General features: G+C 33.9%; 29 protein-coding genes. 9 read left to right on the top strand and 20 right to left on the bottom strand.

Going from position 1 to position 24,310, the window contains the following annotated elements; genetic code table 11:
* The first annotated feature begins 30 nt into the window (after positions 1–30).
* The 4 genes from CVULP_RS06065 to CVULP_RS06050 are packed head-to-tail and all read left to right on the top strand — an operon-like array spanning position 31 to position 3,248.
* Entirely contained in the window at positions 31–1,476 is a 1,446-nt protein-coding gene (locus CVULP_RS06065; protein WP_099460767.1) for an acetyl-CoA carboxylase subunit A, read from the top strand.
* Positions 1,476–1,724 carry a hypothetical protein gene (locus tag CVULP_RS06060; protein WP_180753013.1) on the top strand — a complete coding sequence of 83 codons (249 nt, stop codon included), beginning with the start codon at positions 1,476–1,478 and terminating at the stop codon, positions 1,722–1,724. The genes CVULP_RS06065 and CVULP_RS06060 overlap by 1 nt, the downstream gene beginning before the upstream one ends.
* On the top strand, positions 1,724–2,476 hold the full coding sequence (locus tag CVULP_RS06055) for an arginyltransferase (RefSeq protein WP_099506943.1): 753 nt from the start codon (positions 1,724–1,726) through the stop codon (positions 2,474–2,476). The genes CVULP_RS06060 and CVULP_RS06055 overlap by 1 nt, the downstream gene beginning before the upstream one ends.
* Positions 2,445–3,248, top strand: a complete 804-nt coding sequence (locus CVULP_RS06050; protein WP_099460813.1) for an adenylosuccinate lyase — start codon at positions 2,445–2,447, stop codon at positions 3,246–3,248. The genes CVULP_RS06055 and CVULP_RS06050 overlap by 32 nt, the downstream gene beginning before the upstream one ends.
* A gap of 31 nt (positions 3,249–3,279) precedes the next feature.
* Here CVULP_RS06050 and ftsZ read toward each other — a convergent pair whose 3' ends face one another.
* The 20 genes from ftsZ to CVULP_RS05950 form a co-directional block, all read right to left on the bottom strand.
* Positions 3,280–4,389: a cell division protein FtsZ gene (gene ftsZ, locus CVULP_RS06045; protein WP_099460764.1), complete on the bottom strand. Its 1,110-nt coding sequence runs from the start codon at positions 4,387–4,389 to the stop codon at positions 3,280–3,282.
* A 161-nt stretch (positions 4,390–4,550) separates the two neighbouring features.
* Positions 4,551–5,279, bottom strand: a complete 729-nt coding sequence (gene kdsB, locus CVULP_RS06040; RefSeq protein WP_099506942.1) for a 3-deoxy-manno-octulosonate cytidylyltransferase — start codon at positions 5,277–5,279, stop codon at positions 4,551–4,553.
* Positions 5,276–6,670 (bottom strand): threonine synthase, encoded by a 1,395-nt coding sequence (thrC, locus tag CVULP_RS06035; protein ID WP_099506941.1) that lies wholly within the window; start codon positions 6,668–6,670, stop codon positions 5,276–5,278. The genes kdsB and thrC overlap by 4 nt, the downstream gene beginning before the upstream one ends.
* Positions 6,657–7,568: a tetraacyldisaccharide 4'-kinase gene (locus CVULP_RS06030; protein WP_099506940.1), complete on the bottom strand. Its 912-nt coding sequence runs from the start codon at positions 7,566–7,568 to the stop codon at positions 6,657–6,659. The genes thrC and CVULP_RS06030 overlap by 14 nt, the downstream gene beginning before the upstream one ends.
* Positions 7,565–8,317: an NAD+ synthase gene (locus tag CVULP_RS06025; RefSeq protein WP_099506939.1), complete on the bottom strand. Its 753-nt coding sequence runs from the start codon at positions 8,315–8,317 to the stop codon at positions 7,565–7,567. Before CVULP_RS06025 ends, CVULP_RS06030 begins: the two co-directional genes overlap by 4 nt.
* A gap of 1 nt (position 8,318) precedes the next feature.
* Positions 8,319–9,248, bottom strand: a complete 930-nt coding sequence (locus tag CVULP_RS06020) for a ribose-phosphate pyrophosphokinase (protein ID WP_099460759.1) — start codon at positions 9,246–9,248, stop codon at positions 8,319–8,321.
* Positions 9,249–9,314: 66 nt separating this feature from the next.
* Positions 9,315–9,974 (bottom strand): amino acid ABC transporter permease, encoded by a 660-nt coding sequence (locus tag CVULP_RS06015; protein WP_099460758.1) that lies wholly within the window; start codon positions 9,972–9,974, stop codon positions 9,315–9,317.
* Positions 9,975–9,976: 2 nt separating this feature from the next.
* The gene (locus CVULP_RS06010) at positions 9,977–10,729 is read right to left on the bottom strand and encodes an amino acid ABC transporter permease (protein WP_099460757.1); all 753 of its coding nucleotides are present in this window, start codon (positions 10,727–10,729) and stop codon (positions 9,977–9,979) included.
* 1 nt (position 10,730) lies between these two features.
* Positions 10,731–11,504, bottom strand: a complete 774-nt coding sequence (locus CVULP_RS06005) for a transporter substrate-binding domain-containing protein (RefSeq protein WP_099460756.1) — start codon at positions 11,502–11,504, stop codon at positions 10,731–10,733.
* A 22-nt stretch (positions 11,505–11,526) separates the two neighbouring features.
* Positions 11,527–12,255: an amino acid ABC transporter ATP-binding protein gene (locus CVULP_RS06000; RefSeq protein ID WP_099460755.1), complete on the bottom strand. Its 729-nt coding sequence runs from the start codon at positions 12,253–12,255 to the stop codon at positions 11,527–11,529.
* A gap of 113 nt (positions 12,256–12,368) precedes the next feature.
* Entirely contained in the window at positions 12,369–13,166 is a 798-nt protein-coding gene (locus CVULP_RS05995) for a CheR family methyltransferase (RefSeq protein WP_099506938.1), read from the bottom strand.
* Positions 13,166–13,720: a CheB methylesterase domain-containing protein gene (locus CVULP_RS05990; protein ID WP_099460753.1), complete on the bottom strand. Its 555-nt coding sequence runs from the start codon at positions 13,718–13,720 to the stop codon at positions 13,166–13,168. The genes CVULP_RS05995 and CVULP_RS05990 overlap by 1 nt, the downstream gene beginning before the upstream one ends.
* Before the next feature lie 88 nt (positions 13,721–13,808).
* On the bottom strand, positions 13,809–15,671 hold the full coding sequence (gene dnaK, locus CVULP_RS05985; protein ID WP_099460752.1) for a molecular chaperone DnaK: 1,863 nt from the start codon (positions 15,669–15,671) through the stop codon (positions 13,809–13,811).
* Positions 15,672–15,690: 19 nt separating this feature from the next.
* The gene (gene grpE, locus CVULP_RS05980; protein ID WP_099460751.1) at positions 15,691–16,197 is read right to left on the bottom strand and encodes a nucleotide exchange factor GrpE; all 507 of its coding nucleotides are present in this window, start codon (positions 16,195–16,197) and stop codon (positions 15,691–15,693) included.
* Positions 16,194–16,979 carry an HrcA family transcriptional regulator gene (locus tag CVULP_RS05975; protein ID WP_099460812.1) on the bottom strand — a complete coding sequence of 262 codons (786 nt, stop codon included), beginning with the start codon at positions 16,977–16,979 and terminating at the stop codon, positions 16,194–16,196. Before CVULP_RS05975 ends, grpE begins: the two co-directional genes overlap by 4 nt.
* 193 nt (positions 16,980–17,172) lie before the next feature.
* On the bottom strand, positions 17,173–17,802 hold the full coding sequence (gene aat, locus CVULP_RS05970; protein ID WP_099460750.1) for a leucyl/phenylalanyl-tRNA--protein transferase: 630 nt from the start codon (positions 17,800–17,802) through the stop codon (positions 17,173–17,175).
* A gap of 9 nt (positions 17,803–17,811) precedes the next feature.
* Positions 17,812–19,650: a primosomal protein N' gene (locus CVULP_RS05965; protein WP_099506937.1), complete on the bottom strand. Its 1,839-nt coding sequence runs from the start codon at positions 19,648–19,650 to the stop codon at positions 17,812–17,814.
* Positions 19,647–20,075, bottom strand: coding sequence for a type II secretion system protein (locus CVULP_RS05960; RefSeq protein ID WP_099506936.1), 429 nt, complete (start codon positions 20,073–20,075; stop codon positions 19,647–19,649). Before CVULP_RS05960 ends, CVULP_RS05965 begins: the two co-directional genes overlap by 4 nt.
* Positions 20,053–20,325, bottom strand: coding sequence for a hypothetical protein (locus CVULP_RS05955; RefSeq protein WP_099460747.1), 273 nt, complete (start codon positions 20,323–20,325; stop codon positions 20,053–20,055). Before CVULP_RS05955 ends, CVULP_RS05960 begins: the two co-directional genes overlap by 23 nt.
* Positions 20,315–20,545, bottom strand: a complete 231-nt coding sequence (locus tag CVULP_RS05950) for a hypothetical protein (protein WP_027304113.1) — start codon at positions 20,543–20,545, stop codon at positions 20,315–20,317. Before CVULP_RS05950 ends, CVULP_RS05955 begins: the two co-directional genes overlap by 11 nt.
* A 118-nt stretch (positions 20,546–20,663) precedes the next feature.
* Here CVULP_RS05950 and uvrB point away from each other — a divergent pair, with 118 nt between their 5' ends.
* The 5 genes from uvrB (at position 20,664) to CVULP_RS05925 (ending at position 24,224) form a co-directional block, all read left to right on the top strand.
* Positions 20,664–22,634: an excinuclease ABC subunit UvrB gene (gene uvrB, locus CVULP_RS05945; protein ID WP_099506935.1), complete on the top strand. Its 1,971-nt coding sequence runs from the start codon at positions 20,664–20,666 to the stop codon at positions 22,632–22,634.
* Between the two features lie 105 nt (positions 22,635–22,739).
* Complete coding sequence (locus CVULP_RS05940; protein WP_265575618.1) at positions 22,740–22,946, top strand: hypothetical protein; 207 nt, start codon at positions 22,740–22,742, stop codon at positions 22,944–22,946.
* Between the two features lie 55 nt (positions 22,947–23,001).
* Entirely contained in the window at positions 23,002–23,259 is a 258-nt protein-coding gene (locus CVULP_RS05935; protein WP_252195902.1) for a hypothetical protein, read from the top strand.
* Complete coding sequence (locus CVULP_RS05930) at positions 23,249–23,743, top strand: LTA synthase family protein (RefSeq protein ID WP_252195504.1); 495 nt, start codon at positions 23,249–23,251, stop codon at positions 23,741–23,743. The genes CVULP_RS05935 and CVULP_RS05930 overlap by 11 nt, the downstream gene beginning before the upstream one ends.
* Positions 23,727–24,224, top strand: a complete 498-nt coding sequence (locus CVULP_RS05925; RefSeq protein ID WP_180753019.1) for a sulfatase-like hydrolase/transferase — start codon at positions 23,727–23,729, stop codon at positions 24,222–24,224. The genes CVULP_RS05930 and CVULP_RS05925 overlap by 17 nt, the downstream gene beginning before the upstream one ends.
* The last annotated feature ends 86 nt before the right edge of the window (positions 24,225–24,310 follow it).

Below are 24,310 nucleotides of genomic sequence, written 5' to 3'. Positions count from 1 at the left end.
AGAATTAATAAATTTATTTGAGGGGTTTTGATGATTAAGATAAGAAAAATTCTCATTGCAAATCGTGCAGAAATAGCGGTGCGTGTAATTCGTGCTTGTAGAGATTTATATATTAAAAGTGTGGCTGTTTTTACAGAGCCTGATAGAGAATGTTTGCATGTTAAAATTGCTGATGAGGCTTATAGAATAGGCACAGATGCGATACGGGGGTATTTAGATATTGCTAGGATTATTGAAATTGCTAAGGCTTGTGGAGCAGATGCGATCCACCCAGGCTATGGGTTTTTGAGCGAAAATTATGAATTTGCTAAGGCTTGCGAGGAGGCTAATATCATTTTCATAGGTCCAAAATCTGAAGTGATTTATAAAATGGGTAATAAAAATATTGCTAGAAATTTAATGATGAAAAATGGCATTCCTGTCGTGCCGGGGACAGAAAAATTAAATGATCTTTCTTTAGCCCAGCTTAAAGAACAAGCTGAGAGAATAGGCTACCCTGTGATTTTAAAGGCTTCAGGTGGAGGTGGCGGCAGAGGAATTCGTGTCGTGCATCAAGAAGAAGAACTTGAAAATGCTTTTGAATCTTGTAAAAGAGAGGCTTTGGCATATTTTAATAATGATGAAGTTTTTATGGAAAAATACATTGTCAATCCGCGTCATATCGAATTTCAAGTTTTGGGCGATAATTATGGCAACATTATCCACCTTTGTGAAAGAGATTGCTCAATCCAAAGGCGTCATCAAAAGGTCGTAGAGATAGCGCCTTGTCCGGGGATATCTGAAAATTTGCGTAAGACTATGGGGGTTACTGCTGTGGCTGCGGCTAAGGCTGTGGGTTATACCAATGCTGGAACGATTGAGTTTTTGCTAGATGATTATAATCAGTTCTATTTTATGGAGATGAATACGAGAATTCAGGTTGAACATCCTGTAACAGAAGAGGTTACGGGTGTGGATTTAATTGTGCGTCAAATTCGCATTGCTGATGGGGAAATTTTGGATTTAGAGCAAAGTGATATTAAACCAAGAGGTTTTGCCATAGAAGTGAGAATTACGGCTGAAAATGTATGGAAAAATTTTATTCCAAGTCCGGGTAAAATAGGCGAGTATTACCCAGCTTTAGGACCATCTGTGAGAGTGGATAGTCATATTTATAAGGATTATGTTGTGCCTCCTTTTTATGACTCTATGCTTGCAAAGCTTATTATTAAAGCGACGAGTTATGATTTAGCTGTTAATAAGCTTGAGCGTGCTTTGAAGGAATTTGTGATTGATGATATTAGAACGACTATACCTTTTTTAATCGCCATTACCAAAACGCGTGAATTTAGAAGAGGATATTTTGATACTTCTTTTATAGAAACACATTTAGATGAGCTTTTGGCAAATACTGAGGATAGACATCAAGATAATAAAGAAGAAGTCGTTGCAGCCATAGCGGCGACTTTGAAAAAGATTAGAGAAAGTAGGAAATGATGGATTTTTTAGAAAGCCTTAAGGATATTAAAAAACAAATGCAAGAGCAAAAAAGCGTGAAAAATAAAACGCAAAAAAGTGGAGCTAGCTTTAAAAATAACGAATTAGAAGGCGTAGCTAAAGAAAAAAATGAGGAGTTAAAAATTAAAAATGAAGAAGAGGAATTAAGAGCTATTTTTCTAAAGGAAGAAAAGCTTTGTAATGAATTTGATAAATGGTTTAAAAACGCAGATATTAAGAAAATTTAATGCGAGAAATCGGTTTTTGCACCTTAGAGGAAACCTGTCCTTATCTTAAAGATAGAAAAATAAGGACGGAGTATAAATTTATAGAACATTGTCCAAAATCCTTAAACGAAGAGCTTATTTATAGGGGGTGGCGGCGTTTTGGCTGTTATTTTTCTCGTCCTATTTGTGAGGGGTGTGAGGAGTGCTTGAGTATGAGAATTTTGGTGGATAGTTTTAAATTTAGTAAGAGTCAAAGAAGAGTAATCCGTAAAAATGAAAAGACTAAAATTATTTTAAAAGCTCCACAAATTAGCAATGAACACCTTTTTTTATATGATAAATACCACCGCTTTATGGAAAAAAAAAGAGCGTGGAAAAGATATGATTTAAATTTTCATAAATATTTTAATTTGTATGTTGATGGAGCTATGGACTTTGCTTATGAGCTTGATTTTTATATTGATGAAAAATTAGTTTGTGTGGATTTAATTGACATTTTTGATGGGGGAATTTCGAGCATTTATTGCTTTTATGACCCAGATTATAGGGATTTTTCTTTGGGAAAATTTTCTTTATTGAGCGAAATAAAACTTGCAAAAAAAAGAAATTTAAAATATATTTATTTAGGATATTTTGTAAAAAAGTGTCAATCTTTATCTTATAAAGCCGATTATACACCTAGAGAAATTTTAAGAGGCACGAGTATGCCTTGTGAAAAATTACCTTTATGGGAGTATGATGATGCAAGTTGTGCAAACTTTAGAGACGATTAATGTAAATACAGATGATATTTCCATTTTTTGTTATTTTAAAGATTTGATTACAAAAAATTTTACTAAAGTTATAGGAAGAAAGAATAAAATTTTTTCTTTTTTTGAGGAAAATGAAATTCCTCAAAGACGCTATTTTTTAAAGCTTCTTGATCAAAAATATCGCAAAAGTCATAATGAAAGCATAGATTTAAAAGATGCGCATTTTAAGACTTTTAAATTAAATTTTGAGCAAAATAATACTCTAAGACCTATGCTTTACATCAAAATAAGCTTTTGTGGAAAAAACATTTTAATGCAATTTAATTCTAATGAAAAACTTTTCATCGCCTATATGAAAAATTATTTTAAACAGCATTTTAAAGAATATGATGAAGCTTTACATATTGTAAATTTGCAGTATCAAGATGAAAGCACTTTGGAGCTTTTTGAGGCTTTTGCAGATGAGAGTGAGCATTTAAAATATTGTGTTGATTTCAATATTGATAAGGAAGAATATAAAAATTTTCGTCAAAATATTCACAAAGCTGAAAATATGAAGTGGAAATTTAACGCCTTAGCTAAACTTTTTAATAATTATTTTTCCATACTAGAATGCACCCCACAAAATGATTTAAGTGAAATTCGTCAAAAATATCTTGTGTTAGTTAAACTTTATCATCCAGATTTTCAACAAAATAAAAGTGCAATAGAAAGGGCATATTGTAGAGAGCAGTTTGAAAAAATTCAAATCGCTTATGATAATCTTAAGACTTTATATAAGAATAATACTTAATTAAAAAAGGAGGGATTGATGAATTAGCTCATCAATCCATTTGCCTACGGTACCAAGTGGGAGTTTCTAACTGATTCATTATTTCTTCATCATAACCGCCACTGACTTTTCTAAGGTTTAGGTAAGGATTTTTTTTAGGAGCGTTTTCATTGCGTGTTTTTTCATTTTCTTGCACTTTATCTTCAAAGCCTGTTGCGATAATAGTAACTTCCACTCTATCTTCCATACTATCATCAGTTGTCGTGCCAAAGATAATTTTAGCATTTTCATCAACAACTTCTTGTATGCTGTTTGCGGCAGATGAAATTTCAATTAAAGAGCAATTTGAGCTTGTTTTAAAGTGTAAAATTACACCTTTTGCACCCTTAATATCCATACCATCAAGCAGTGGAGATTCCATAGCATTAGTGAGAGCTTCTTCTATGGCGTTTTCACCACTTGCACTTCCTACACCCATTAACGCCAAGCCTCTGTGCCCCATAATTGTTCTTACATCGGCAAAATCCACATTAATATCGCCATTATCTAAAAGTATAGATGTCATACCCTTGACAGCACGTGCTAAAATATCATCAACAAGTTTAAAAGCGTCCTTAATGCCTGCTTTTTTATCGATAATACTAAGGAGTTTTTCATTTTGAATAACAAGAATAGAATCGCTTTCTTTTTTGAGTTCTAAAAGTCCTGCTTCGGCTAATTTTTTTCTTTGCTTACCCTCGAAAGTAAAAGGCATAGTTACAACAGAAACTGTTAAAGCACCTATCTCTTTAGCTGCCTGTGCGATGACTGGAGTTGCACCTGTACCCGTGCCTCCACCAAAGCCTGAAGCAATAAAAACGATATCGCTTTGACTTAAAGACGCTTTGACCTCTTCAAAGCTTTCTCTAGCACTTTCTGCACCCACTTCAGGGAGCATTCCAGCACCTAAACCCTTTGTTTTTTTCTCGCCTAGTTGAATTTTTGTTTTCGCTAAAGAATTAGAAATTGCTTGTGCGTCAGTGTTGGCTACGATAAGATCTAGATCGTTAAGTCCCATTTTGACCATATGATTAATCATATTACCACCACCACCACCGCAGCCTATTACCTTGATTTTTGCACCTTTATTGTGCTGTGCTTCTTCAACTGAGAATTCACTCATCATCCACTCCTACTTAGATTTTCAAAACCCTTTTTCATATCATAAAATGCAATTTTTACACTATTTACAAAATAAGGATTATACTCAATAAACTTTAAAAGCATTTTAACACATATTTGTTTTGCATTGTTAAACTGAAAGATAAAATGTCTTAAGTTTTATTAATTATCATTTTGCTTACCATAAATTTTAAGGGCTTTTTCATAATCTTCTTTTGTATCTATGCCTATACTTTGTGTTGAAATTTCGAGCATTTTGATTTTTTTACCATTTTCTAAAGCTCTTAGTTGTTCTAATTTTTCAGCCTTTTCAAGATTTGAGCTTTCAAATGTGCAAAATTCTCTTAAAGCTTTTACACTATAAGCGTAAATTCCCAAATGCCCCTTAAAATCCTCTTCATAACTTTCCCTCTCAAAAGGAATTTTTGCTCTTGAAAAATAAAGTGCAAAGCCAAATTTATCACATAAAACTTTCACTAAATTGGGGTCTTTTGCTTGCTCTTGGCTAATTTTCTTAAAACAGCTTGCCATAAATGCTTCTTTGTCTAAACAAGCCTCGCTAAATTCCTTAAAATATTTTAAATTTTCTATCTCAATGAAAGGCTCATCTGCTTGGACATTGATGATGATACTCTCATCTTTTAAGCATAAAATTTGACAAGCCTCGTTAATTCTATCTGTTCCGCTTTCGTGTTTTTGACTTGTTAAAACAACCTTAAAGCCGTGTTTTTTTGCGATTTCCCCCACCACTTCATCATCCACGGCAATACACACTTCATCGACCAAAGAAGCCCTTTTTGCCGTAGCGATAAACATAGGCACACCGCCTATATCACAAAGAATTTTTTCTTTAAAACGCGTTGATTTGAGTCTAGCTGGTATAATAATCATTGTTTTATCCACCTTAAAATTTCTTGTTCGATTTCTTGACTTTCTATGCCTTGCACTTTTTCTTCTTGCTGCCTAAAAAGTTCTAAAATTTCAGGCTTTATTCCTACTTTAAATTCTTTAGCGATGGTTTTCATATCTTTTTCTTCATCATTACATTCTTGCTGAAAGAGTGCTTTCATCATACTTGGGGTAAATTTAGTCCATTCAGCGGTAGAGCTTATAATTTGTGTTTTATTTTGGTCTAAAAGTTTGAAGCAAGTTGCCGTGTGAGGATCAATGAGAGTTTTTGAGTTTTTGATAAATTGCATACATTCTCCATCTGTGCAAAAATCCGCCTCAAAGTCTTCTTTTAAGCTTTCAAGTTCATTTTGATTTAATTTAAAATAATGTTGATTTTTAAGTAAGCTTATCAATTCTTTTGTTCTCTTATCTTTAAATTTGTCAAAGAGGAGGCGTTCTATGTTGGAAGAAATGAGTATATCCATAGCTGGAGAGGCTGTTTTTATGAGTTTTTTGCCTCTTAAATCATAAATGCCCTCATTAAAAAATTCACTCAAAATTTTATTTGCATTAGAAGCTATTTTGATTTTATCAATTTTTGCTCCCATTTTTTTAGCAAAATACGCTCCCAAAGCATTACCAAAATTCCCACTAGGCACGATGATGTCAAGTTCTTTATCAATTTGAACAGCGGCATAATAGTGGTAAATAATTTGAAATAAAATGCGTCCAAAATTGACAGAATTTGCCGCACAAAGCTGATAATCTTTTAAATTTGTTTTAAAATCTTGCTTTGCGAGGAGATTTTTAAGCGTTTTTTGTGCTTCGTCAAAATCACCATTGATGGCAAAAACTTTCAAATTTTTAGCCTTCATTGTTCTCATTTGCAAAGCTTGAACTAAGCTTGTCCCATCTTTTGGATATATACAAGCAACCTTAATGTTTGGGATATTTTCAAAGCTTTTTAAAGTCGCTGGACCTGTGTCGCCACTTGTTGCACACAAAATTAAAATTTTTTCATCTTTGCAAAATTTGCTAAGTAGCACTCCAAAAGGTTGTAAAGCCATATCTTTAAAAGCTCTTGTGGGTCCGTGGTAGAGTTCGTTGATATAGAGTTTTTCATTTATTTTTTGCAAAGTAATTGGGCAGCTTTTATCGTCAAATTTATCATAACTTTTTAAGGCTTTTTCAAAAATTTCTTCATAACCAAATTCAAAGCTTTTAATAAGCTCTAGTGCAAAATCTTTATAAGATAGCTTTTTATAAGCATAGCCATTAAATTTAGGCAGAAAAGCGGGAGTGTAAAGCCCCCCTTGTGGAGTGCTTGGGTGTATTAAAGCTTCTTTAAAATCTACACTAAAATTTGCATCTTGACTTTCAACCAATCGCATCAAAACTCCTCACATAAGCTTTCAATTGTTCTTTAAAATTTTCGCTTAATTCTACATTTAATTCTATAATTTCACACTTAAAGCCAAAATCTTTAATCTTAACATAGTCTTTAAAAGTCAGCATTAAAGTGTGGCAATGATGTTTTTTGAGTAAATTTTCAAGCTCTTCTTTTGTGAAATGATGATGGTCGCTGAAAAAATAGCAAGCTCTAGCCTTATCAAAATGCTCATTAAGTCTATACGGCTTAGCAATCGCTGTAACCAAAATGGCTTTAACATTTTCTTTTACAAAAGAATAGCGGTAAAATTCCTCTCCTTCCTTCGCTATAAAATTTGCCTTTTTTTTAAAATAAGGGGGCAGTCTATAAGCTCCACTTGGTAGAGTAAAATCAAAATAGGGCAGAGGCTTACCCTCGACTAAAATATCAAATTTTTTAATGTGAAATTTGGAAAAAGCATCATCAAGCAAAATGACTTTCGCACCAAGCCTTAAAGCTTTTTTTATGCCCTTAATCCTATCCTCGCTGACTATCACACCCTCTATGCTCTCACAAAAGGCATATTCCATAGCTTCATCGCCGCTTTGAGCGACTTCGCAAAGAATGTTGTTTTGATGTTTGACTAGGATTAAACCCTTGCTTTTTCTCTTATAACCTCTAAGCACGATGAAAACGCCCTCAAATTCTCTTGAAATAGCCTTACAAAGAGGAGTTTTTCCATTACCTCCAAAGCTTAAATTTCCCACGCTAATAATTGGTTTTTTAAAATCGACTTGAGAACGAAATTTGGTATTTAAAATCGCAATTAAAGCATAAAGAAAGCTTAGGGGTAAAAGTGCAAAAGCAAGGCATTTTTGAAAAAAGGAGGGGTTAAAAAAATAACGCTCAAGCCAACTCATAAAAACTCATCTAAGCATAAAATAGGAGGCATTTCTCTTTTAAAGGCATTTTGCTTAATGCGTTGTTGCAACATAGAAATTAGGCAAGGATTTAGTTTAGAAATTTGTAAGGTATCATTTTTTTCTAAGGCTCTTAGTCCTTCATCAATTAAAGCGTAAGAAAAGCCCAAATCCTCTTCGTCGCTTTGATTTTCCCATAAATCAGCCGAAGGGGCTTTTTGCAAAAAATTTGCGTCTAAATTTAGGTATTTTGCAAGGGTGTAGATTTCGCTTTTATAAAGCCCACCTATGGGATTAAAGGCACAAGCTAAATCCCCATAAATTGTGCTATATCCTAGCATCAATTCGCTCTTGTTTGAAGTGCCAACGACAAGATAATTTTTAAATGCAGAATAGTCATAAAGCAGACCCATTCTTATCCTTGCGGCGTAGTTTCCTGTGCGAATTTTATTTAACATTTCGCTCTCTTTTAGAAAAGCTTGTAAAATTGCTTCTATATTGATGATTTTGTATTTTAAATTTAAGCTTTCACAAAGCCTTAAAGAATCTTTTAAATTTGCTTTATTTGAATGTTTTGTTGGCATTAAAAGAGCGAAAACTTCATCTTTTAACGCTCTCTTACATAAGGTTGCTACCAAAGCAGAATCAATACCTCCACTAAGTCCTAAAATGACGCCTTTTGCTTTTGCTTTTGTGACTCTTTCTTGGATAAAAGACTGAATTTTAGTTAAAATTTTTTCGCAATCCATCTTAAATAAATAGAGAATTCACGCTTTCATTATGATAAACGCGGCGTATTACTTCTGCAAAAATGGGTGCTACGCTTAAGACTTTAATTTTTTCGTGTTCTTTTTTTAGCGGAATAGTATCTGTGATGACAAGCTCATCTAAGTCGCCTTTCGCAATTTTTTCATAAGCTTCACCACTTAAAACAGCGTGAGTGCAACAAGCCATAACCGAATTTGCTCCCTTTTCTTTTAAGGCTTTTGCAGCTTTGACTATGGTGCCAGCTGTATCAATAATATCATCAACTAAAACAACATCTTTGCCATTAACATCACCTATGATATTCATCACTTCGCTTTCATTGGCTCTTTCTCTTCTTTTATCTACGATGATGATGTCAAGCCCCAATTTTTTAGCCACACTTCTAGCTCTTGCTATGCCACCTATATCAGGGCTTCCCACTACGGCGTTTTTCAAATGCTTAGACTTAATGTAATCATTAAAAACTATACTCCCATAAAGATTATCTACTGGGATATTGAAAAAACCTTGAATTTGTCCAGCGTGCAAGTCGATAGTAGCAACCCTATCAATCCCAGCAGCTTCGATTAAATCCGCTACAAGTTTTGCACTTATAGGCACTCTAGGATTTGCCTTTCTATCTTGTCTTGCATAGCCAAAATAAGGGATAATCGCCGTAATAGAATTCGCACTTGAGCGACGCAGAGCATCTGTTAAGATAAGAAGTTCCATTAAATTATCATTTGCTGGAGCACAAGTGCTTTGTATGATGAAGACATCTTTTCCACGCACACTTTCATCGATTTGGACACTAATTTCTCCATCGCTAAAACGCTTAACTCCCGCATCACTTAAAGGTAGAGATAAATACTTAGAAATTTGTTTGGCAAATTCCAAATTTGCTGAACCTGAAAAAATTTTATAACCACGCATAATAAACCTTGTTTAAATATTTAAGGCTTAATTTTATTAAAATTTAGCTAAAAAGCCCATAAAAATTTAATGGGCGTAAGCAGTTTTTTTTGCATAATAACGCACAAGCATAGAGAGGGAAAAACAAATGACAAAATAAATTCCAGCCACAAACCCTATAATGGCTAAAATTTCCTCAAAACTTCTAAGATTGGCTAAAATGGTTTTAGATTTATAGGTAAGCTCTGCTATGCCAAGTCCTGCTAGATAAGCTGTATCTTTGATGGTTGTGATGATTTGAGAAAGCATTGAGGGGACGACACGTCTAAAGGCTTGAGGTAAAATGATGTAAAAAAGTGTAAAAAATTTACCAAATCCTTGAGAATACGCCGCCTCAAACTGCCCCTTTGGGATAGAATTTAAGCCTCCGCGTATAATCTCAGCCATAACCGAGCTAGTGTAGAGCGAAAAACCTATCGTCCCCCAAAAAGCTTGAGGAAACTGCCCAAAAAATACGGGCAAAACAAAACAAGCCGCCAACATCCAAAGCAGAAGAGGGGTATTTCTAAAAATGTCAATATAGACACTTGCCAAAAAACGACTTAGTTTATCGCCATAATTTTTTGTGATAGCTAAAAAAGTGCCAAAAAGTATAGAAATCACACAGGTTGCAAGAGCAATTTTGAGTGTAAGGGTTAAGCCCTGCATTAAAAAATTGATATTTTGAGCGTTAAAAACTTCGTTCATTTTTACCTCGCTAGATGAGCTTTTTTAAGTTTTTCTTCATAAAATTTTGCAAAATATGCCAAAGGATAACATACGATAAAATATAAAAATGCCGCAAAAATATACGCAGGTGCATAATTGCCATAATCAGCCGCATAGCTATCTGCTGTGCTCATAAGTTCTACACCTCCCACAATTAAAAGCACAGAAGTGTTTTTGATGAGATTTATCATTTGATTACTCATAGGAGGGAGAATAATTTTGATTGTTTGTGGCACGATGATATAACGCATTTGTTGCGTATAGGTAAAGCCTTGCGAAGCGGAGGCTTCAAATTGTCCTTTTGGAACAGCTAAAATTCCACTTCTTACAACTTCGCTTACATAAGCACCGTGATAAGCTCCTATGCCCAAAACACCTATGGTAAAAAGGTCTAAATTAATCCCTAAATGCGGCAAACCATAATATAAAAAGAAAATTTGTATGACTAAAGGAGTATTTTGAAAAATTTCTACATAAATTCGAGTGTAAGCCCTAAGCACGGCTATTTTGCTTGTTGCCATAACACCACCTATGGTGCCAAAAACAACTGCTATAAATAAAGCCAAAACACTCACTTGTAGCGTATAGATAAAACCATCTATAAAAGTTTGTGTTTGTTCTAGTGTGTCTAGGAATTTCCATAGGGCAAAAGGACTTATGCTTTCTTCATCATAAAGTCCAAGGGAGTTAAAAAACTCCCTTAGCCAAGCTACAAAGCCTACACTCTCACTCATTTTATAAGCCCCATTTTTTCGCTAATGCGTCAATGTCTGTTTTATTTTTACCTACAAAATTATTGATAAATGTGGCAAATTCTTTATCGTCTTTTTTGCTAACAATGCCATAATCTTGTGGATCAAAAGAATCCGGTAAAATTTCACTTTTTTCATCAACATAACCTAGCAAAATAGACTTATCCACAGAGAATACATCAACCCTTTTAGCATCAAGAGCTGCTTTTATGCTAGGATAATCTGGAAATTCGCTAAAGCTTACGCTTATTCCAGCTTTTTTTGCTGCTTCACCTATAACTTTTTTAGTTGTAGCAGCTTGTGCTACTCCTATTTTAGCACCTTTCATATCGGCTAGAGATTTATAACCTTTTTCTTTTAAGACTAGCAAACCGATAGCATCTTGGTAATAAGGCTCTGAGAAATTGTAAATTTTCTTTCTTTCAGGGGTAATGGTAAAGGTCGCAATTACCACATCTAAAGTGCCATTATCTAGTAAAGGTCCTCTTGTTTTAGCATTGACAGCGACAAGTTTAATTTTGTTTTCATCACCTAAAATTTCTTTAGCTAATTTTTTAGCAACATCGACTTCAAAGCCTTTAATTTCGCCTGTTTTTTGATCAAGCAAAGCATAATGTGGAACATCATTTTTAACGCCCACGACTAAAGTGCCTTTAGCCTTAATGTCTTCTAATTTTCCAGCATTTGCTGAAGTGAAAGCAAGAGCTGCTCCTAGGGCAAGGGTTGCCAACTTAAGTAAAGAATTTTTTAAAACCATTTTTTCTCCTTTCAAATTTGGTTTAATGCTGTAAAATTTTGCCTAAAAAGAGCTTGGCTCTTTCTGTTTTAGGATTTTTAAAAAATTCGGCAGGGATATTTTCCTCGACTATGGCACCATCTTCCATAAAGATAATGCGATCTGCTACTTCCCTCGCAAAACCCATTTCGTGAGTTACTACAACCATAGTTGTATTACTTTGATGAGAAATTTCTTTCATCACATCTAAAACTTCTTGTATAGTCTCAGGATCGAGTGCTGAAGTTGGCTCGTCAAATAAGATATAAGGCTTCTTCGTGCAAAGACTTCTTGCTATGGCAACTCTTTGTTGCTGTCCTCCAGAAAGCGTAGCGGGATAAACTTTAGCCTTATCGACAAGTCCTACAACTTTGAGATAATGATATGCCGTTTCTTCTGCTTCTTTTTTACTCTTTTTTTGCAATTTTATCGGTGCAAGGGTTAAATTTTCTAAAACGCTCATATGTGGATAAAGGTTAAAATGCTGAAAAACCATAGCACAATATTTTCTACAAATTTCAGTTTTATTTTTGTGCGTTAAAACAAGATTATTAACGATAACTTCGCCGGAACTTACTTCCTCAAGTCCATTCATACAGCGTATAGTGGTGCTTTTGCCACTCCCACTTGGTCCTATAATGACGAGTTTTTCACCTTCTTTTATGGTAAGGTTAATATCCTTTAAAACATGGTGCTTACCATAGTATTTATTAACATTTTTTAATTCAATCAAGTTTTTCCTTTTTGAAACATTAAGTTAAGAAATTCTAATATTTTTCTTTACAAAAAAAGCTGAAATTAGCAATTTGAAATTTTACAATGTAACTTTTTGAAACAAATTTAAAATTAAATTTTTTCATAATAAGTTCCTCTAGCGGAAAAGACTTTTTTGAAATAAACATTTTCTGGGATTAAATCTGCACTTCCCACATAAAGCCTACCTCCATCACTTAAAAGACTATAAAAGCGTTCTAAAAGCTTAAGCTTGGAGTCATAATCAAAATAAATAATCATATTTCTTGATATGATAATATCAAATTTTCCGAGTTGCATAAAAGCACTATCAAAAACATTGCAAAGAGTGAATTTGCAAGGACAAAGCTCATTTTTGTTAATGGTATAAATCCCATTGTCTTCTTTGAAAAATTTTCTTTTTTCGTGTTCGCTTAGATTTTGCAAGGTTCTGCCTTGATATTTTCCAAGCTTTGCTTTTTCTATTACTTTAGAATTAATATCCACACCCACGACATACATATCTTTAATGCAGTGTTGTGCTCCTAGCATCGCTATAGAATATACTTCCTCTCCACTACTGCAAGGCACACTTAAAACGCTTGTTCGTTTATCTAAACTTTTAATGTAAAAAGCGATATCCTTAAGTTGTGCTAATTCCCTATGAAAATATGTTTCTCCTATGGTTATAAAGTCTAAGGTTTCCTGCCTTAGAATTCTATTGACTTTAATTTTTGCTAAAAATTCAGCAAAATTTTTAATTTTCATAGTTTGAAGAAAGCTTGGAAGTTTTAACGATAGGGTTGTTTTTTTATCTTGTATATCCATACCGCTAAGTTCATTGATGATTTTGATAAATTCGTTAAGCTCTAGGTCGCTAAAGTGTATTTTTTCTTCTTTGTTTATTTGCATTAGTTTTCCTCTATGAAGCGAGTAATTTCGCTTTTGATTTCTTTTAAGCTCATCGGTCTTAGGTTAGGATTTAAATCCTTTGCTCTTTTTGGCATACCATAGACGACACTATCAGTCTCATTTTCGCATAGGCATTTCACTCCAGCCTTATAAAGCTCAAGTAGTCCTTTAGCGCCGTCATCGCCCATTCCAGTGAGGATAACGGCTAGAATTTTATTTGTTTTGGCTAGTTCCACAGCAGAATGAAAAAGCAAATCGACACTAGGTTTAAAACTACTTTGAACATCTTGCCATAAAGCCATCAAAGAGAGGTTTCCTGTGAGAATGGTGTTTTTCGCACAAATGTAAATTTTGTTAGCTAAAAGCTCTTTATCCTCAAGCAAACGCACTTCATTGACACTTTCCTCGTTAAATTTATTGACAAAAGAGGAGAGATAATTGCTACTCATATGCTGAGCAATGACAACGCAAGTGTTTTTAATATGTAGGTCTTTGAGTAAAAATTTCAGTTGATTTGGTCCCCCTGTGGAAGAGCCTATGAGAAGAAGTTTCATTGTTTTCCTTAAATTTTTTAAGGAGAGATTGTAACACAAAAAGTTTAAAATTGGGTAGAAAAGCCCTAATCATTTTAGGGCTTTAAGCTTACTCAACTTCAGCATCTATGACATCGTCATCTTTTTTCTTTTTATCGCCACTTTCATCTTTTTTATACATATTTTCGGCTAATTTGTGAGAAACTTCACTTAAAGTCTTCATCTTAGCTTCGATTTCCTCTTTGCTTGCGTTTTCATTTTTAAGTGTTTCGCGTAAGTCATCAAGGGCTTTTTGTATGTTAGCTTTATCATCTTCTGCGACTTTTTCGCCAAGTTCGCTTAAAGATTTTTCCACTTGATGGGCTAGAGAATCGGCTTGATTTCTCATTTCTACCGCTTCTTTACGCTTTTTATCTTCTTCTTTGTGAAGTTCGGCGTCTTTGACCATATTATTAATTTCTTCTTCACTTAAGCCACTTGAGCCAGTGATTTTAATCTCTTGTGCCTTGCCTGTGGCTTTATCTTTAGCTGAAACGGTTAAAATCCCATTAGCGTCAATATCGAAAGTAACTTCGATTTGTGGCATACCGCGTGGAGCTGGTGGGATTCCTTCTAAATTGAAATTTCCTAAGCTTTTATTATCGCGGCTAAATTCTCTCTCTCCTTGTAGGACATTGATAGTTACGGCGTTTTGATTATCCTCTGCTGTGGAGAAAACCTGTTCTTTTTTAGTTGGTATGGTTGTGCCTTTTTCTATGATTTTAGTCATCACACCACCAAGCGTTTCTATTCCTAAAGAAAGAGGTGTTACATCTAGTAACAATACATCTTTCACATCACCCTTAATAACCGCTCCTTGTATTGCTGCACCTATGGCTACAACTTCATCAGGATTGACTGATTTATTTAAATCTTTACCAAAAGCTTTTTTCACTTCTTCTTGCACCAAAGGCACACGCGTAGAGCCGCCGACCATAACGATTTCTTTAATTTCGTCTTTTTTAAGTCCCGCATCGCTAACGACTTCATTGATTTTAGTAATGGTTTCGCTTACAAGCTTCTCTATCATACTTTCAAATTTTGCTCTTGTGATTTTTTTCACCAAGTGCTTAGGACCTGAAGCATCTGCTGTGATGAAAGGAAGATTAATTTCTGTTTCATTAGCCGAGCTTAATTCTTTTTTAGCGTTTTCTGCGGCTTCTTTAAGGCGTTGTAAAGCCATTACATCGTTTTTTAAATCTATGCCATTTTCGCTTTTAAATTCCTCTGCCAAAAAGTCGATGAGTTTATTATCAAAGTCATCACCACCCAAAAAGGCATTACCTCCAGTGGCTAAAACTTCGACCACATTATCACCTGTTTCAAGCACGGTAACATCAAAGGTTCCCCCACCCAAATCATACACAACGATTTTTTCACTATCTTTTTTATCAAGCCCATATGCTAAAGCTGCAGAAGTAGGTTCATTAATAATTCTTAAAACATTAAGTCCTGCTATGGTTCCAGCCTCTTTTGTTGCCTTTCTTTGTGCGTCATTAAAATACGCAGGCACTGTAATAACAGCATCAACCACGCTTTCACCCAAAAAGGCTTCTGCATCTTCTTTAAGCTTCATTAAAACTTTAGCCGAAATTTCTTGTGGGGTGTAAATTTTACCCGCAATTTCAATCGCACACGCACCATTTCTTTCTGTGATGTGATAAGGCAGACGATTTTTAGCCTCTTTTGCAGCATCTTCATTAATCATCAAACCCATAATTCTTTTAATAGAATAAATGGTTTTTTCAGGATTAGTTACCGCTTGACGCTTGGCACTATCACCTACTAAAACTTCACCCTTATCTGTAAAAGCAACAACAGAAGGAGTGGTATTTTTGCCCTCTTTATTAGGGATAACCTTACTTTCTCCTCTCTCATACACAGCGACACAAGAATTTGTCGTTCCTAAATCTATACCTATAACTTTTGCCATTTTTTATCCTTTATTTAATTTATTTTGCAACACTAACTTTTGTAGGTCTAATTACTCTTTCGCCGAGTTTATAGCCCTTTTGAAGCACTTGCACCACAGCTCCGCTTTGATGCTCATCGCTTTGTAAATGAAACATAGCTTCGTGTAAATTTGGATCAAACTCACAAGCCGCCTCTATCTCCTTAACCCCGTGCTTTTCAAGCTTCTTTAAAAATAAATCTAAAGTATTTTGCACTCCTTCTTTGATTTTTAAACTCACTTCATCATTTGCTTCCACTTTAACTGCCGCTTCTAAGGCGTCTAAGACATCAAGCAAATCTTTGGCAAAGCCCTCATTTGCATAAGTCATAGCGTTTATTTTTTCTTTTTCAAGACGCTTTTTAATGTTTTCAAATTCGGCATTCGCTCTTAAATACTGATCTTTTAAAGCATTATATTCTGCTTCAAAATCTTTTTCTTCTGTTTCGTTTTCAAGCTGATTTTCTTCAACTTGTTCTTCTATTTTCTCTTCGTTTTGTTCGCTCACGCTACCTCCTTGATTTGTTTTAGGATTTTTTTATAATTTGTATAAACACTACCCGCAAATATGAGATTAACCTGCTTACCTAAAAAATCCGCATCGATTTTAAGCCCCATATAGCCCTCATTAAATAAGGGTTGAAATTGCAAATTCTCTTTAAAATACTTGTGAATTTCGCAGTCCAAAAGCTTAACAAATGCATCATTTTGATAGATTTGATAAGCTTTTTTTTCATTTGCCCTATAACAAGTTAAACTTTTTTTAAGAGTAGAAATTTTTTCTATTAACTCGTAAAAATGCACCTTTATAGCTATATTTTCTATATCAAAAATATTAAGCCCCACAAGACTTTTAAGAAATTTATAACTTTCGTTTTGATATTTTAAAGCCAACTCATTTGCCCCAAAATCTAAAATAATAAAGCGATTATTTAAACTCAAAATTTCTTTTAAAATTAACTCACGCCCCTCATAAGCAAGGCAATAAATTTCAAATTCCTCGCTTAAGGTGCGTAAAAAATCGACATTTTTTATTTGTAATTCTTCACGCATATTTAGTTCATTTTGCCAATAAGTCTGCATTGTCTTTACTGCAGGAATGCGACCACTACTAATATGAATTTGAGTAATTAAGCCCTCATCGCTTAGTCTTTTAAGATACACTCTTATTGTCGAAGCGGGAATGCAAAGATTTGAATTAAGTTCATTTGAGCCTATGGGTGTATTATCTAACAAATAGGCTTCAATGATAGACTCAAGTATCAATTCTCGCTTATCTCGACTTTTCATCACTCTACTTTCCTTAAAATTAGCACTCTCTTTTTTAATTGCTAGGATAATTATATAACATTTAGTGTTATTTTGTCAAGTATAGACTAAAAAAAATTATTTAATTTAATTTAGTCTATATAGCTAAAGTTTAGTTAGTTAATATATATAAAGTTTAAAAGCTATTTTAGAAATTTTAAAATTAAAAGGAGGTTTAAAGCAAGTCTTTGAAACTCTTAAAGCCACTCGAACTTTGGCATTTTTCATCAAGGATTTTTAAAAAATCTTTGCGACTGATATTTTTTGCCCCCATAAATTCTAAATGTTGATTATGCACTTGACAATCAATTAAGAAATCATAAGGCGCCAAAAGCTCACAAAGCTTTATTATAGCGATTTTAGAGGCGTTTTTTTTAAGGCTTACCATACTTTCTCCAAAAAACATTTTACCGATAATTAGCCCATAAATTCCGCCTACAAGCTCATTTTTCTCATAAAGTTCGAGGCTGTGTGCATAACCTTTTTTAAAAAGATTATGGTAAATTTCTATAAATTCTTCATCAATCCAACTTCTAATTCTTGCATTTTTGCAAAGTGTGATAAGGGCTAAAAAGTCAAAATCTAGTCTAATTTCATAAAGATTTAAGGATTTTCTCATATTTTTTTGAATATGAATTTGATGAGGTTCTAGCACGCATCTAGGATCAGGACACCACCAATTAACAGGCTTAGTTGTCCAGGGAAAAAGCCCCGCTGTATAAGCTTTTAGCACAAATTCCTCTTCAAGTTTAGGGCTTAAAAAAACAGGAGCATCTTTTGGGGCATTTAAAAGTTCGTTAAGCAAGAGTATCCTTTAAGAAAAGTCTATAGGGTCAATATCGGCACTTAGAGTAGGAAAATTAAGGGCGTATTCTTGGATTTTGATAAGATTTTTATGCGTATGACTTCTTAAAAGAATATAAAAACGAAATTTGAGATGAATCATTTCAACTCCACAAGCACCATAACCCACAAGCTCCACGCTTTTAAGCTCTTTAAATTTTAAAGCTAGATTTTCGCAAAGCTTTTTTGCCCTTGCTTGATTTTCATCTTCTATGATGAGTCTTAAAAGTCTTTTAAATGGAGGGTAAAGTCCTTTTCTAAAAATGAGTTCATCTTGCAAAAAGGTGTCATAATCGTTAATATATGTTTCAAAAAAAGCCTTATTTTTACTTTGGAGTAAAACCCTAGCTTCGCCCTTTCTACCAGCTCTACCAGCTACTTGCATCGCTAGAGCTAAACATTCTTCCCTCGCTCTAAAATTTGGACGCATTAAAAACTCATCTAAACCCATAATCACACTTAAATCCACGCTATGATAATCGTGTCCTTTGGCAAGCATAGAGGTGCCAACCAAAATGTCGATTTTGCAGTCGTTAAAGTCTTTTAAAATATTATTTAGCTTTTTAATGCTTGTGATTTCATCTCTATCAAATTTGGCTATTTTAGCTTCACTAAAGGTATTTTGTAAAAGCTCGCATAGCTCACTTGTTCCCATTTTTTGAGCCTCTAGCATAGTGCCATTGCAGCTTGGGCAAGAAGAGTGAATTGCTGCACTAAAATTACAATAATGGCATTTAAGCATTTTTTTCTTTTTATGCAAACTCATTGCTATGGAGCAAAAAGGACATTTTATGCTAGAGCCACAATCTTTACAAAGAATTTGCCTAAAATTCGCACGGTTGGGTAAAAAAATAATGGCTTGTTTTTGATTTTTTAAGCTTTTTTCAAGCTCATTTAAAAGCATAGGAGTAAGACTTAAATCGCTTTCATCGTATAAAAAATGCTTTTTGCTTTCAAAAAAAGTGCCCTTAAGCCTGAAATGCTTTTGTTTATAAAAGCTTGTAAGGCTTGGTGTGGCAGAGCCTAAGATGACTTTGATATTTAATTTTGCTCCTAAAAAAAGGGCTAAATCCTTAGCATTATAATAGGGTTTATTAGAAGCCTTGTAGGAATTATCGTGCTCTTCATCGACAATGATAAGTCCTAAATTTCTAAAGGGTAAAAAAAGAGCCGAGCGTGCTCCAGCGACTAAAAGGACTTTGCCTTCATTAAATTTTTCAAGATATTCTTTCTTTTTTTTCTTTGAAATTTTAGAATGCCACATACAAAATTCTTCTTCAAAATAAAGACTAAGTCTTTTTTGCATTTGCGGAGTGAGTGCAATTTCAGGCATTAAAAGTAGGACTTGTTGCCCTTTTTCTAAGTATTCTTTGATGAGAGTGATATAAATTTCAGTTTTGCCACTGCCTGTATCTGCGAAAAGAAGAGCGTTTTGCTCTTGTTTTAAAAAATTGAAAGCCTCTTTTTGTTTGGGACTCAAAGTGGGTGCATTTTGAGTTTTAAAAATTTCACATTTGTAAGGAGTGGAACTTTCAAAAAAAGAAAGGATAAAGCCTAGTTTCGTGGAGTAATAATAGCTTATAAACTCAGCTAAAATAAATTGCTCTTTGCTTAAACTAAGGGGCGTGATTTCTTTAATGTCTTTTGTGGTAAAGCTTGGTTTTTCGCATTGTTTTAGCACTATGGCTTTACAATTTTTACGCGTTTTTAAATCAACAATCACTTCACTTAAAGGAGAAATTTCACTTTCACTTTGAAAGATGAGATTATCTAAATATAAGCCTTTAATGGCTAATTTATAGTATTTCATAAAAGCTCTTTGCAGTTTTTAAGGCACTTTAAAAACCCATTTTCATAGTGAAATTCTACGCTTTTTTGAGGGTTTAAAAAAAAGCTATATTGATTGACTCCGTTTTTAATCCAACCCATTTTGCTAGAATAAATAGGAGTGCTTAAAAGGCTAAAGGAGCAGTTTTGGCAATAAAATAAGGCTTCATTTTCTTTTAAGATTACCGCTTTATCTAGTTCACTTATATAGCTTAAATTTTTTAAATCCGCTTCATTTCTCATCAAACTTAGGGCGGAATTTAGCATTTCGTAGTTCATTTTAAGTCTTAAAAGCTTGGCTTCTTCTTTATTTTGCTTAAGAAATGGCAAGGCTATGCCTGTCAAGATGGCTATGATAAGAATGACAAAAACAAGCTCAAGGAGACTAAAGGCTTTTTTGAGACTCATTGTTTGTGGAATTTGTGTTTATGTTTTCGTTCATTGTTTTGATGAGTTTTTGTAGCTTTTTTTGCAAGGTATAATTTTGATAGCTTTTTTTCACAAAGGCATCAACAAAGCTTTTAAGCTCCATTTTTTTTGTGCCATTTGAAAGTAGGGCAATGTCATCTTCTAAAAAATCTGCAAATTCATCACTGCATTTAATCACAAAATCCTTTGCGGAGATGTTGATGATGACTTGTTTAAGATTATTTGCCAAGAACAGCCTCTATTTTTTTGTAAATATCTTCGCTTTCTATATTGCGAGATTTAAGCTCTTCTTCTAAACGCAAAATTTGATTGCTTTTAGCCTCATTTTGTGCCTTGACACTGACAAGTTCATTTCTTAAATTTTCGTTGATTTCACAGACCTCGTTGTATTTTTCAATTAATTCATTAACTTTGTCTGTCATTGTATTAATAATTTTATCATCAAACATAATTTTGCCTTCTTATAAATTTTTTAAATGATTTTGCTATTTTAGCAAATTAAATTTAATGATTTATTTTTATTTTAGTTTTTTTTTCTACAATTTTGCTTTATTTTTAGGGTGTGAGATGTTTCAACTTCAAAGCGAATTTAAGCCAAGTTTTGACCAAGAAGAAGCTATTAAAGGTATAGTAAAAAGCATTAAAGCCGGACATAAGTATCAAACCTTACTGGGTGTTACGGGTAGTGGCAAGACCTTTACGATGGCAAATGTGATTAAAGAACTTGCTATGCCTACTTTAATTATGAGTCATAATAAAAGCCTTTGTGCCCAGCTTTATAGCGAATTTAAGGGCTTTTTTCCGCATAATCATATAGAATATTTTATCTCTTATTATGATTATTATCAGCCAGAAGCTTATATCCCACGCACCGATGTTTTTATAGAAAAAGATAGCTCTACAAATGAAGACTTAGAGCGTTTAAGACTAAGTGCCACCGCCTCACTTTTAAGCTATGAAGATGTGGTTTGTATCGCTTCTGTTTCGGCAAATTATGGCCTGGGAAATCCTAGCGAATATGAGGGTATGGTTTTAATTTTTGAAGAAAATATGCAAATTTCTCAAAAAGAACTGCTAAAAAAGCTTGTAGATATGGGCTATAAACGCAATGATAATTTTTTTGACCGCGCAGATTTTCGTGTCAATGGCGATTTGGTAGATATTTACCCCGCTTATTATGAAGATGAAGTGGTAAGACTTGAGTTTTTTGGTGATGATTTGGAGAGAATTTATCATTATAATATTTTAGAAAATAAAAAAACAAAGGATTTAAAACGCTTTATTTTATACCCTACAAGCCAGTTTAGTGTAGGGGAGACAAGGCTTAAGGAGGCGATAAAAGAGATAAAAGAAGAGCTAAATTCTCGCCTTGCCTATTTTGAAAGCGAAAACAAGCTTGTAGAGTATCAACGCCTTAAGCAAAGGGTAGAATTTGACCTTGAAATGTTGCAAAGCACGGGTATGTGTAAGGGTGTGGAAAATTATGCGAGGCATTTAACAGGACTTAAAGAGGGGCAAACGCCTTATACGCTTTTTGATTATTATGCGATTAAAAACCGCCCTTTTTTAGTCATCGTTGATGAAAGCCATGTATCCTTGCCCCAGTTTCGTGGAATGTTTGCTGGGGATAGAAGTAGAAAGCAAACTTTGGTTGATTATGGCTTTCGTTTGCCCTCTGCCCTTGATAATCGTCCCTTAATGTTTGATGAATTTATCCACAAAAATTGTCAATTTCTCTTCGTCTCTGCGACTCCAGCACCCTTAGAGTTTGAGCTAAGTGGAAAAAATATTTTTCATCAAATTATGCGTCCTACGGGTTTGCTTGACCCTATCATAGAACTAAAGGATAGTGCAAATCAGGTCGAAATTCTTTACGATGAGGCTAAAAAAGTCATAGCAAGAAATGAGCGAATTTTAGTTACCGTGCTAACTAAAAAATTGGCTGAAGAGCTAAGTAGATATTATTTAGAGCTTGGACTTAGGGTCAAATATATGCACTCAGACATTGATGCGATTGAGCGTAATGAGCTTATCCGTGGGCTTAGGAGCGGAGAATTTGATATGCTTATAGGCATTAATTTATTAAGAGAGGGACTTGATTTACCTGAAGTTTCACTCATAGCCATAATGGATGCGGATAAAGAGGGCTTTTTGCGTAGCACGACAAGCCTTATACAAACGATGGGAAGAGCCGCTAGAAATGTCAATGGTAAAGTTTTGCTTTTTTGTCAAAAAATCACAAAATCAATGCAAGAAGCCATAGATACAACCAATGAACGCCGCAAACTCCAACAAGCCTATAATAAAAAGCATAAAATCACCCCAACTTCAGTTAAAAGAAATTTAGAGCAAAGTCTTAAAAATGAGGATATGAGTGAAATTTACCGAAAAGGTGCGAAGCTAGAAAAAATGCCAGCAAGTGAGAGGGCAAAAATCGTAAAAGAACTGCGTAAAGAAATGCTTGAGGCGGCGAGGGAGCTTGAGTTTGAAAAGGCTGCCACTTTAAGAGATGAGATTAAAAAGCTTAGAGCTTTGTGATGAGACATAGACATTTTATAAGAGAAAATAATGCGAAAAATTTTACTTTAAATTCTTATTTTTAGTGCTATTTTTATCCTTATTTCTCATTTGATGCGTTTTTTAATGTGGCTTCATTTTATCCCGCAAAATGCTGATGCAACAAAACTTTTAAAAATGTATCTTTTTGGAAGTTATCACGATGTGCGTTTTTTAAGTGCGGCTTTTTTACCCTTACTTTTGTGCGGATTTTTGAGCTATTTTGCCCCATTATTAAAAATTAAGGGGGGGGGGGGTAAGATTTTACTCTCTTATCTCTGGGCTTTATATTAGCCTTGTTGCCATACTTTGCGTGGCTTTTTCTTTTATAAAGTATTACTATTATGAAATGTATAAAAGCAAGATTGATATGTTTATTTTTAATGTCCAAGATGAAGAATTTGGCACGATTTTTGAGATTATTTGGAGTAATTATCCTATTATTTTTGCTTTATTTGCGCTTGTTTTGGCGGTGGGCGTTTGTGTTTTAATTAATCATAAAATTTTTAAAGATGAGCTTAAAGCTTCTAAGGCTAAATGTTTTTATTGTGATTGGAATTTATGTTTTAGCATTAAGAGGACCTTATCATCAAATTTTGATGAATGAGCGAAATTATCGTTTTGCAAATCTCGAAATGATTAATGATATCGCACTTAATCCTATTATGGCTTTTTCTTGGGCAAGAAAAGCCTCAAAAGAGCTTCAAGAACTTCCTTATATTAGCGAGGAGGAGGGGCAAGTTTTACAAAAAGAACTTTTCTCTCTTTTTGCCACAACGCCTTATAATCCCCAAAATAAACCGCACATTTTTCTTAATCTTATGGAAAGTTTTGCGAATAATGCTTTAGAATTTCATAGCTTAGAGCTTAATCTTTTAGGAGAGCTTGAGAAGCATTTTAAGGAAGATTTTGTTTTTGAAAGATTTTTAAGCGCAGCAAATGGGACTGCACCTTCGCTTTTTTATCTCTATTTTAATAGTCCTATGATTTTAACAAAAAGTAAATATTTAAAAACAAATTTAACACAAAATCCAACTCAAATTTTTGCAAAATCAAAATATAAAAATTATCGATGTGCTTATTCTTCTTAAGGATTACTCAAAGGCTCAAAAAACAGCTTATGGAATTTTAGATGAGTATATGTATTATAAGGCTTATGAGCTTTTTAAAACAGCACAAAAACCCTTACTTATCATCGCCCTTAGCACGAGTAATCACCCTCCTTACCCTAAAGTTTATGAAAGCATTTCTAAGGCAAATTTAAGCGGAAAAATTAATGAAAAACTTCCTAAAAATACCTATGAAAATCTTAATAATTATGCTTACGCTAATAGTGAATTTGGCAAATTTGTAAGTAAAATAAAAGCAAGCGATTTAAAAGATAAAATCATCATCGCCGCTACTGGAGACCACAGAGTAAGAGATATGAAAATAGACCCGCTGCGTGAAAAAGCCTTTGCTTATAGTGTTCCATTTTATCTTTATGTGCCTCAAATTTATCAAAAAATCTTTATTATGATAAATACCGCCTTGCCTCTCACAAGGACATTTTTCCTACGCTTTATGAGTTAAGTTTAAGCGAGACGACTTATTATAGTTTAGGTGGTCGAAATTTATTAGTCGCTCCTAGCGATGAAAAACTTGAATTTGCTTTTAAT

The organism is Campylobacter vulpis (genome assembly GCF_014217995.1).
Taxonomy (GTDB): domain Bacteria; phylum Campylobacterota; class Campylobacteria; order Campylobacterales; family Campylobacteraceae; genus Campylobacter_D; species Campylobacter_D vulpis.
This window is presented reverse-complemented; position numbering and strand designations above follow the sequence as displayed.

Coding starts and splice junctions, on each gene's coding strand:
- CVULP_RS06065 (WP_099460767.1), top strand. CDS start 31: ATGATTAAGATAAGAAAAATTCTCATTGCAAATCGTGCAGAAATAGCG.
- CVULP_RS06060 (WP_180753013.1), top strand. CDS start 1,476: ATGGATTTTTTAGAAAGCCTTAAGGATATTAAAAAACAAATGCAAGAG.
- CVULP_RS06055 (WP_099506943.1), top strand. CDS start 1,724: ATGCGAGAAATCGGTTTTTGCACCTTAGAGGAAACCTGTCCTTATCTT.
- CVULP_RS06050 (WP_099460813.1), top strand. CDS start 2,445: ATGCAAGTTGTGCAAACTTTAGAGACGATTAATGTAAATACAGATGAT.
- ftsZ (WP_099460764.1), bottom strand. CDS start 4,389: ATGAGTGAATTCTCAGTTGAAGAAGCACAGCACAATAAAGGTGCAAAA.
- kdsB (WP_099506942.1), bottom strand. CDS start 5,279: ATGATTATTATACCAGCTAGACTCAAATCAACGCGTTTTAAAGAAAAA.
- thrC (WP_099506941.1), bottom strand. CDS start 6,670: ATGCGATTGGTTGAAAGTCAAGATGCAAATTTTAGTGTAGATTTTAAA.
- CVULP_RS06030 (WP_099506940.1), bottom strand. CDS start 7,568: ATGAGTTGGCTTGAGCGTTATTTTTTTAACCCCTCCTTTTTTCAAAAA.
- CVULP_RS06025 (WP_099506939.1), bottom strand. CDS start 8,317: ATGGATTGCGAAAAAATTTTAACTAAAATTCAGTCTTTTATCCAAGAA.
- CVULP_RS06020 (WP_099460759.1), bottom strand. CDS start 9,248: ATGCGTGGTTATAAAATTTTTTCAGGTTCAGCAAATTTGGAATTTGCC.
- CVULP_RS06015 (WP_099460758.1), bottom strand. CDS start 9,974: ATGAACGAAGTTTTTAACGCTCAAAATATCAATTTTTTAATGCAGGGC.
- CVULP_RS06010 (WP_099460757.1), bottom strand. CDS start 10,729: ATGAGTGAGAGTGTAGGCTTTGTAGCTTGGCTAAGGGAGTTTTTTAAC.
- CVULP_RS06005 (WP_099460756.1), bottom strand. CDS start 11,504: ATGGTTTTAAAAAATTCTTTACTTAAGTTGGCAACCCTTGCCCTAGGA.
- CVULP_RS05995 (WP_099506938.1), bottom strand. CDS start 13,166: ATGCAAATAAACAAAGAAGAAAAAATACACTTTAGCGACCTAGAGCTT.
- CVULP_RS05990 (WP_099460753.1), bottom strand. CDS start 13,720: ATGAAACTTCTTCTCATAGGCTCTTCCACAGGGGGACCAAATCAACTG.
- dnaK (WP_099460752.1), bottom strand. CDS start 15,671: ATGGCAAAAGTTATAGGTATAGATTTAGGAACGACAAATTCTTGTGTC.
- CVULP_RS05975 (WP_099460812.1), bottom strand. CDS start 16,979: ATGAAAAGTCGAGATAAGCGAGAATTGATACTTGAGTCTATCATTGAA.
- CVULP_RS05965 (WP_099506937.1), bottom strand. CDS start 19,650: ATGAAATACTATAAATTAGCCATTAAAGGCTTATATTTAGATAATCTC.
- CVULP_RS05960 (WP_099506936.1), bottom strand. CDS start 20,075: ATGAGTCTCAAAAAAGCCTTTAGTCTCCTTGAGCTTGTTTTTGTCATT.
- CVULP_RS05950 (WP_027304113.1), bottom strand. CDS start 20,545: ATGTTTGATGATAAAATTATTAATACAATGACAGACAAAGTTAATGAA.
- uvrB (WP_099506935.1), top strand. CDS start 20,664: ATGTTTCAACTTCAAAGCGAATTTAAGCCAAGTTTTGACCAAGAAGAA.
- CVULP_RS05940 (WP_265575618.1), top strand. CDS start 22,740: ATGTGGCTTCATTTTATCCCGCAAAATGCTGATGCAACAAAACTTTTA.
- CVULP_RS05935 (WP_252195902.1), top strand. CDS start 23,002: ATGTATAAAAGCAAGATTGATATGTTTATTTTTAATGTCCAAGATGAA.